At 45.2% G+C, this 6,343-nt stretch carries 6 protein-coding genes; all 6 read left to right on the top strand.

Going from position 1 to position 6,343, the window contains the following annotated elements; all coding sequences use genetic code 11:
* The coding region (locus K1X84_11210) for a serine/threonine-protein phosphatase (protein MBX7152203.1) at window positions 1–456 on the top strand (456 nt) is incomplete at its 5' end.
* Window positions 457–459: 3 nt separating this feature from the next.
* Window positions 460–1,452, top strand: a complete 993-nt coding sequence (locus K1X84_11205; GenBank protein MBX7152202.1) for a MoxR family ATPase — start codon at window positions 460–462, stop codon at window positions 1,450–1,452.
* Between the two features lie 49 nt (window positions 1,453–1,501).
* Window positions 1,502–2,221 carry a class I SAM-dependent methyltransferase gene (locus K1X84_11200; GenBank protein ID MBX7152201.1) on the top strand — a complete coding sequence of 240 codons (720 nt, stop codon included), beginning with the start codon at window positions 1,502–1,504 and terminating at the stop codon, window positions 2,219–2,221.
* Window positions 2,222–2,275: 54 nt separating this feature from the next.
* On the top strand, window positions 2,276–4,414 hold the full coding sequence (locus K1X84_11195) for an enoyl-CoA hydratase/isomerase family protein (GenBank protein MBX7152200.1): 2,139 nt from the start codon (window positions 2,276–2,278) through the stop codon (window positions 4,412–4,414).
* Between the two features lie 38 nt (window positions 4,415–4,452).
* Window positions 4,453–4,617 carry a hypothetical protein gene (locus K1X84_11190; GenBank protein MBX7152199.1) on the top strand — a complete coding sequence of 55 codons (165 nt, stop codon included), beginning with the start codon at window positions 4,453–4,455 and terminating at the stop codon, window positions 4,615–4,617.
* A gap of 128 nt (window positions 4,618–4,745) precedes the next feature.
* On the top strand, window positions 4,746–6,293 hold the full coding sequence (locus K1X84_11185) for an aldehyde dehydrogenase family protein (protein ID MBX7152198.1): 1,548 nt from the start codon (window positions 4,746–4,748) through the stop codon (window positions 6,291–6,293).
* Window positions 6,294–6,343: the final 50 nt, after the last annotated feature.

Below are 6,343 nucleotides of genomic sequence, written 5' to 3'. Positions count from 1 at the left end.
GCTCTCAATAACATGCTGTGTGCCAATACGGCTGAAAATACTTATGCTACTTTTTTTTACGGCATTATCGATTTCGAAGCGTTGATCATGTATTACACCAACGCGGGACATTGTCCTCCGTTGATTTACAAACGCACCGGCGATTTCGTTCGCCTTAACCGTGGCGGCATTGTTCTGGGTTTTCTGAATAATCAGGAATATGTCCAGATGACTCAAATGATTGACAACGGCGACATCATCGTATTTTATACCGACGGCGTGACGGAAGTATTCAACGAAATGGATGAAATGTTTGGCGAAGAACGCTTGAGAAAAATCATTGAAGACAATAAATTATTACCGGCCAAAGAAATTGAAAAAAAGATTATCGAAGCGGTGGATGCCTTTGCCCCCGGTTCGGAGCAACAGGACGATATTACGATTGTTGTAATAAAAGTTGAAACAGTGGAGCATTAAAGTATGGCTACGGATATCAAAGAATTAAATGAACGGATCTATCGTGAAAGCGCTTTCGTCGACATGATCACGATGGAAGTCGGCAAAGTCATCGTCGGGCAAAAGTACATGATCGAACGGTTGTTAGTTGCTTTTTTAGCGAACGGACATATCTTACTCGAGGGCGTTCCCGGTCTTGCCAAAACGCTGACTATTAAAACATTGGCCGATACGGTACAAACCAAATTTCAGCGAATACAATTCACACCGGATCTGCTGCCGGCCGATTTACTCGGTACGCTGATCTATAATCAGAAAGAAAGCAATTTTTACACACGAAAAGGTCCGATTTTTTCCAATTTAATCCTCGCCGATGAAATCAACCGCTCGCCCGCAAAAGTTCAAAGCGCCTTACTCGAGGCGATGCAGGAACGGCAAGTGACGATCAGCGATACCACGCATAAATTGGACGAACCGTTTTTGGTTCTCGCCACACAAAACCCGATCGAACAGGAAGGCACGTATCCGCTACCCGAAGCACAGGTAGACCGCTTTATGCTCAAACTTAAAATCGGTTATCCGTCGAGAGAAGAAGAACTGGAAATCATCCGGCGAATGGCCAAAACCGTTGACACGCCTAAAGTCAAAGCGATTATTTCTCCGGACGACATCAAGCGCGCTCGTCAAACCGTGAACGACATTTATATCGACGAAAAAATCGAGCATTATATTCTGGATATTGTTTTCGCCACACGCGATCCTGGCAAATTTCAATTGCCCGAATTGAAACCGCTGATTGCTTTCGGCGCTTCGCCGCGTGCTTCGATCAATCTTGTATTAGCCTCGAAAGCTTTTGCCTTTCTAAAACGTCGCGGTTACGTTGTTCCTGAAGACGTCCGTGCGATTGCCATGGATGTGTTGCGTCACCGAGTTATCCTGACGTATGAAGCCGAGGCCGAAGAAAAAACAAGCGAAGAAGTCATTACACAGATCATTAATAAAATCGAAGTACCGTAATTTATCTTAAAATTGACTTTCTTCTGCAAGACAAGCAGGTATTGAGCATATGACAGGTTGGTTATTGTATTGGATTTCCCAATTATTCGGCAAAGGACCGCTCAGCCGGAACGATTTTCAGAGAATTGTCGACGCCTGCTCGTCTCAGCATAGTACGGATTTGGTAAAAATTTTCGGACGACTGATATGCCTGCAGCCTGTTATGAAAGCCGTCGAAGAACATATTTCGGAACGAGAAGGTACTGTCGTCGACCTTGGTTGCGGGTACGGACTAATCGGTATTCTTCTTTCGATGCGGTACCGTCTGTCGGTTATTGGCATGGAGGCATCTTTGTCACGGCTTGATGCTGCGCGGCAACTGAGCCGTGGACTGGCGGAAACCCGTTTCGAACATGGAGACATTGCGAATATTCAAATACCGCCGAGCACGGCGATTTTGTTGGTTGATGTATTGTGTTTTTTTTCGGATGATGTTCAGAAGCGCATCATCTCGGCGTGTACAGAATCTTTGATGCCTGGAGGCGCATTGTTTATCAAAGACAACACTACGAAGCCTCGCTGGAAATACCGATACACGTACGCCGAAGAGAGCCTGAAACTCTGGACGGGTGTTTACGGCTTGAAGAACCGTCATCGGCCAAACTACCGCTCGCCGGAATCGTGGCGTGGGCTCATCACTCACGCAGGAATGCAGGTACAAAATGAAATATTTATCCGATCTTTCGTGCCCTATCCCGGTATTATCTATGTGGCGCAAAAATCGAATTAGTTATGACTCATGATAGTTTAAAAATTGACTGTCCTCTAAAAAGAGGAGTAAGACATGGAAAACTTATTTGGAATTACTCTGAAAATCGAAAATGAGATTGCCCATCTCATTTTTGATTATCCTGCTGAAAAGTTTAATAAACTGTCCACACCGGTCATGCAATCACTGGACCGCGTGGCCGATTGGTTGCAGCAAAATGCTCCTACGATCAAAGCTTGCGTTATCTCCAGCGCCAAGGATGGTATATTTATCGTCGGAGCGGATATTGATGAAATCAAAAACATCACGGATGCAAAAGTCGGCGAAGCGGCCGCTTCCGCCGGACAAGCAATCTTTACTAAAATCGAACGATTGCCATTTCCCGTTGTTTGCCTGATCAACGGCGCATGTATGGGAGGCGGGACCGAGCTCGCTTTAGCGTGTCATTACAGACTTGCGACCGATCATCCGAAAACACGTATCGGTTTACCGGAAGTGATGCTCGGCATCGTTCCGGGTTTTGGAGGCACACAACGAATGCCTCGACTGATCGGATTGCAACGGTCATTACAATTAATCCTGACAGGAAAAGCGCTTGACGCCGGCCGCGCTTATAAAAACGCTTTAGTAGACAAAGTCGTGCCGGCGTCGTTTCCAGAAAAATACGCCGAAGAATTTGTGAACGAAATCATATCCGGCAAAAAACAAAAATACATTGAACGGCGAAAAGTCAAAGGGCTTGTCAACCGTTTACTTGAAGGTCCCGGCAAAGGTTTGATCTATAGCCAAGCGCGGAAAAGTGTGTTGAAACAAACCAAGGGCCATTACCCCGCCCCGCTTTGCGCATTGCAGGCCGTTAAAGAAGGTTTTTCAAAATCGCTATCCGAGGGATTGAAAATCGAAGCCCGGTATCTCGGTGAAATGATCGTAACACCCATTTCAAAAAACCTGATCCGGATCTATTATCTGACCGAGCTCATAAAAAAAAGCAATGGCGTTTCAAAAAACAGCATCAAAGCGAAAGATTTTCAATATACCGGCGTTCTCGGTGCGGGCGTTATGGGTGGAGGTATTGCACAACTTTTTGCGGCTAATGACGTCGATGTCCGTCTCAAAGATATTAACCATCAGGCGATCGGCCTTGGATTGTCATCGGCCCGAAAGGTGTTTGACAAGCAATTGAAACGAAAACGAATCACGAAAATGGAATTAGACCGTAAGATGTCGTTCATTTCGGGTTCGTTAAATTATGAAGGATTTAAACGCACTGAACTTGTGGTCGAAGCGATCGTTGAAAATATGGATATCAAGAAAAAAGTCATCGCCGAACTCGACGCGCATGTCAATACAGACACGATCATTGCTTCCAATACATCGTCTCTCTCGATCACTGAAATGGCTACGGCCTGTAAACGTCCTGAAAATTTTATCGGTATGCATTTTTTTAATCCGGTTCATCGAATGCCTCTTGTTGAAATTATCCGGGGCCGACATACTTCTGATGAAACCGTTGCCGCCATTTATCAATTTTCAAAAAAAATCGGCAAAACGCCGATCGTCGTTAAAGACGGTCCTGGATTTTTGGTCAATCGCCTCCTCATGCCTTATCTTAACGAAGCGGGGTTTCTGCTTGAAGAAGGCGTGAGCATCGAAACTCTTGATAAAACCATGACCGATTTCGGTATGCCGATGGGACCGTGCTTATTGCTCGATGAAGTCGGAATCGACGTCGCTTATAAAGTTGGCCATATTTTTCAGGAAGCCTTCGGTAATCGTGTTCAGGGCTCGCACGCAGTCGAGAAATTATACAACGACAAACGGCTCGGCAAAAAGGGTGGTTTGGGCTTTTATAAACATAATAACGGAAAACCAATCATTGATCCGACAGTTTATTCCTTAATCCAGCCCAAACCTACAACTGGAATTTCGTCTGAAAACATGATTCAACGAATGACGTACGCAATGATCAATGAAGCAGCGATGTGTCTTACAGAAGGCATTGTCGAAAAACCGGAAGACGTCGATATTGGAATGATTTTCGGAACAGGATTTCCTCCATTCTTCGGCGGTTTATTACGATATGCAGACACGGAAGGCTTGGATAAAATAGTCAGCGCGTTGGATCGGTTATCACAGACGTTCGGAGAGCGTTTCAAACCCTGTGATTACCTCCGACAGATGCAACAATTAGGAAAAAAATTTTATACCCATTAACTCACTCATTAAATAACTATAAGAAAAGGAGCAATCCCATGGCAATGTTAGGAGACACACTCGTTAACTCAGGTGTCATTACCAAAGCCCAGTTGGATGAAGCACTGGCCGAACAAAAAGCCAGCGGTAAAAAAATCGGTGAAGTTCTGGTCGCCAAAGGCTACTGTTCGCAAGCTCAAATTGACAAAGCTTTAGCCGGTTAAGCTGTGCGAATTTTGCAAAGGCTGTTCGGCACTTATGGTCGAACAGCCTTATTTTTATTGATACTCACCGTTTGAATTTCTATATTGAACCCAGTTTTTTGACGAGTTATTTAATCATTCCAAACAATATGGACAAGGATCTTCTCGCAATACAGGAAGCACGCGATGCCGTGCGTAAGGCGAAAGCGGCTCAGCTTGAGTTTGCCAAATTTTCGCAAGCACAGGTTGACAAAATCGTCAAAGCTATGGCTGATGCCGGTTTTGAGGCAGCAGACCGATTGGCCAAAATGGCTGCCGAAGAAACACGGATGGGCCGCTATGAAGACAAAATTGTAAAGAACCAATTCGGAACACGTGACGTCTACGATTACATCAAAGATATGAAAACTGTCGGGATTATCCATCACGATGAAAAACGGAAATTATATGAAATTGCCGTACCGATGGGCGTCGTCGCGGCAATTATTCCGACGACCAATCCGACGTCAACCGTGATGTACAAAATTTTGATCACGCTCAAATCCGGTAATGGTATTGCCATTGCGCCGCATCCGAGAGCGGCCAAGTGCACGGTTGAAGCAGCTGAAATTCTTCGCAAAGCAGCAGAGTGGAATGGCGCGCCTCACGGATTAATCACCTATATTGAACATCCGACGCTCGAAGGAACCCAAGCGTTAATGAAAGCGCCGGAAACTTCCGTCATTCTAGCGACAGGCGGCCCCAACATTGTCCGTGAAGCATACAGTTCCGGCAAGCCCGCACTAGGAGTCGGTTCCGGCAATGTGCCGGCTTTCATTGAAAAAACGGCGAATGTAAAAAAGGCCGTTGCTGATATTGTTGCCGGTAAATGTTTTGATTACGGATTATTGTGCTCTTCGGAAAATTCATTGGTTGCCGATATGTCACTCAAAGAGCAGGTTCTGACGGAATTAAAAAATAACCGTGCCTACGTCTGCAATGACGATGAAAAAGCTAAATTGCAAAAGCTCATGTTTCCGACCGGCCGACTCAATACTGAAATAATTGGCCTTCCGGCTCATATAATTGCACAAAAAGCCGGATTGTCTGTTCCTGAGAACACGACGATCCTGGTCGTCCCCTGTAAAGAAGTTGGAAAATCCGATCCGCTTTCGGCTGAAAAATTATCGCCGGTTTTAGCCATGTTTTTTGTCGATGGATGGGAAGCCGGATGCGAGTTGTGTATCAAAATTCTTAACTTTGGCGGTATCGGCCACACGATGTCGATTCATTCGACCAATCAGGATGTGATTATGAAATTCGGGCTTGAGAAACCGGCTTTCCGGATTTGCGTCAATACGGTCGCGACTCTGGGCGCCGTCGGTTATACAACCGGTGTAGCGCCATCGATGACATTAGGCCCGGGTACGCTCGGCGGATCGATTACAACTGACAATATCATGCCAAACCACTTGATCAATATCAAACGCCTGGCTTTTGAAATTCGCCCGTTTACGTCGTCGCTCGTTCACGGTAAGGCTTCAGTTTCTTCTTCACATTCCGAAACCTCGCCGAAAAAAAATATTCCGGCTTTCGATTCCCGGCCTAAAAAAACTACCGTTAAAAAAACCGAAACATCTGTAACGTTCGGCTCAAAAGGACTTTCTGAAAAAGAAATTAATAAAATCGTTGATGAATTTATCAAAAGCCGGCGATAACAAAAATTAAACAGGAATTATTTTTCAGAGGTAATCTGTACGGATTACCT

The organism is bacterium (genome assembly GCA_019695335.1).
In the GTDB taxonomy this organism is placed as follows: Bacteria; CLD3; CLD3; order SB21; family SB21; genus JABWBZ01.
This window is presented reverse-complemented; position numbering and strand designations above follow the sequence as displayed.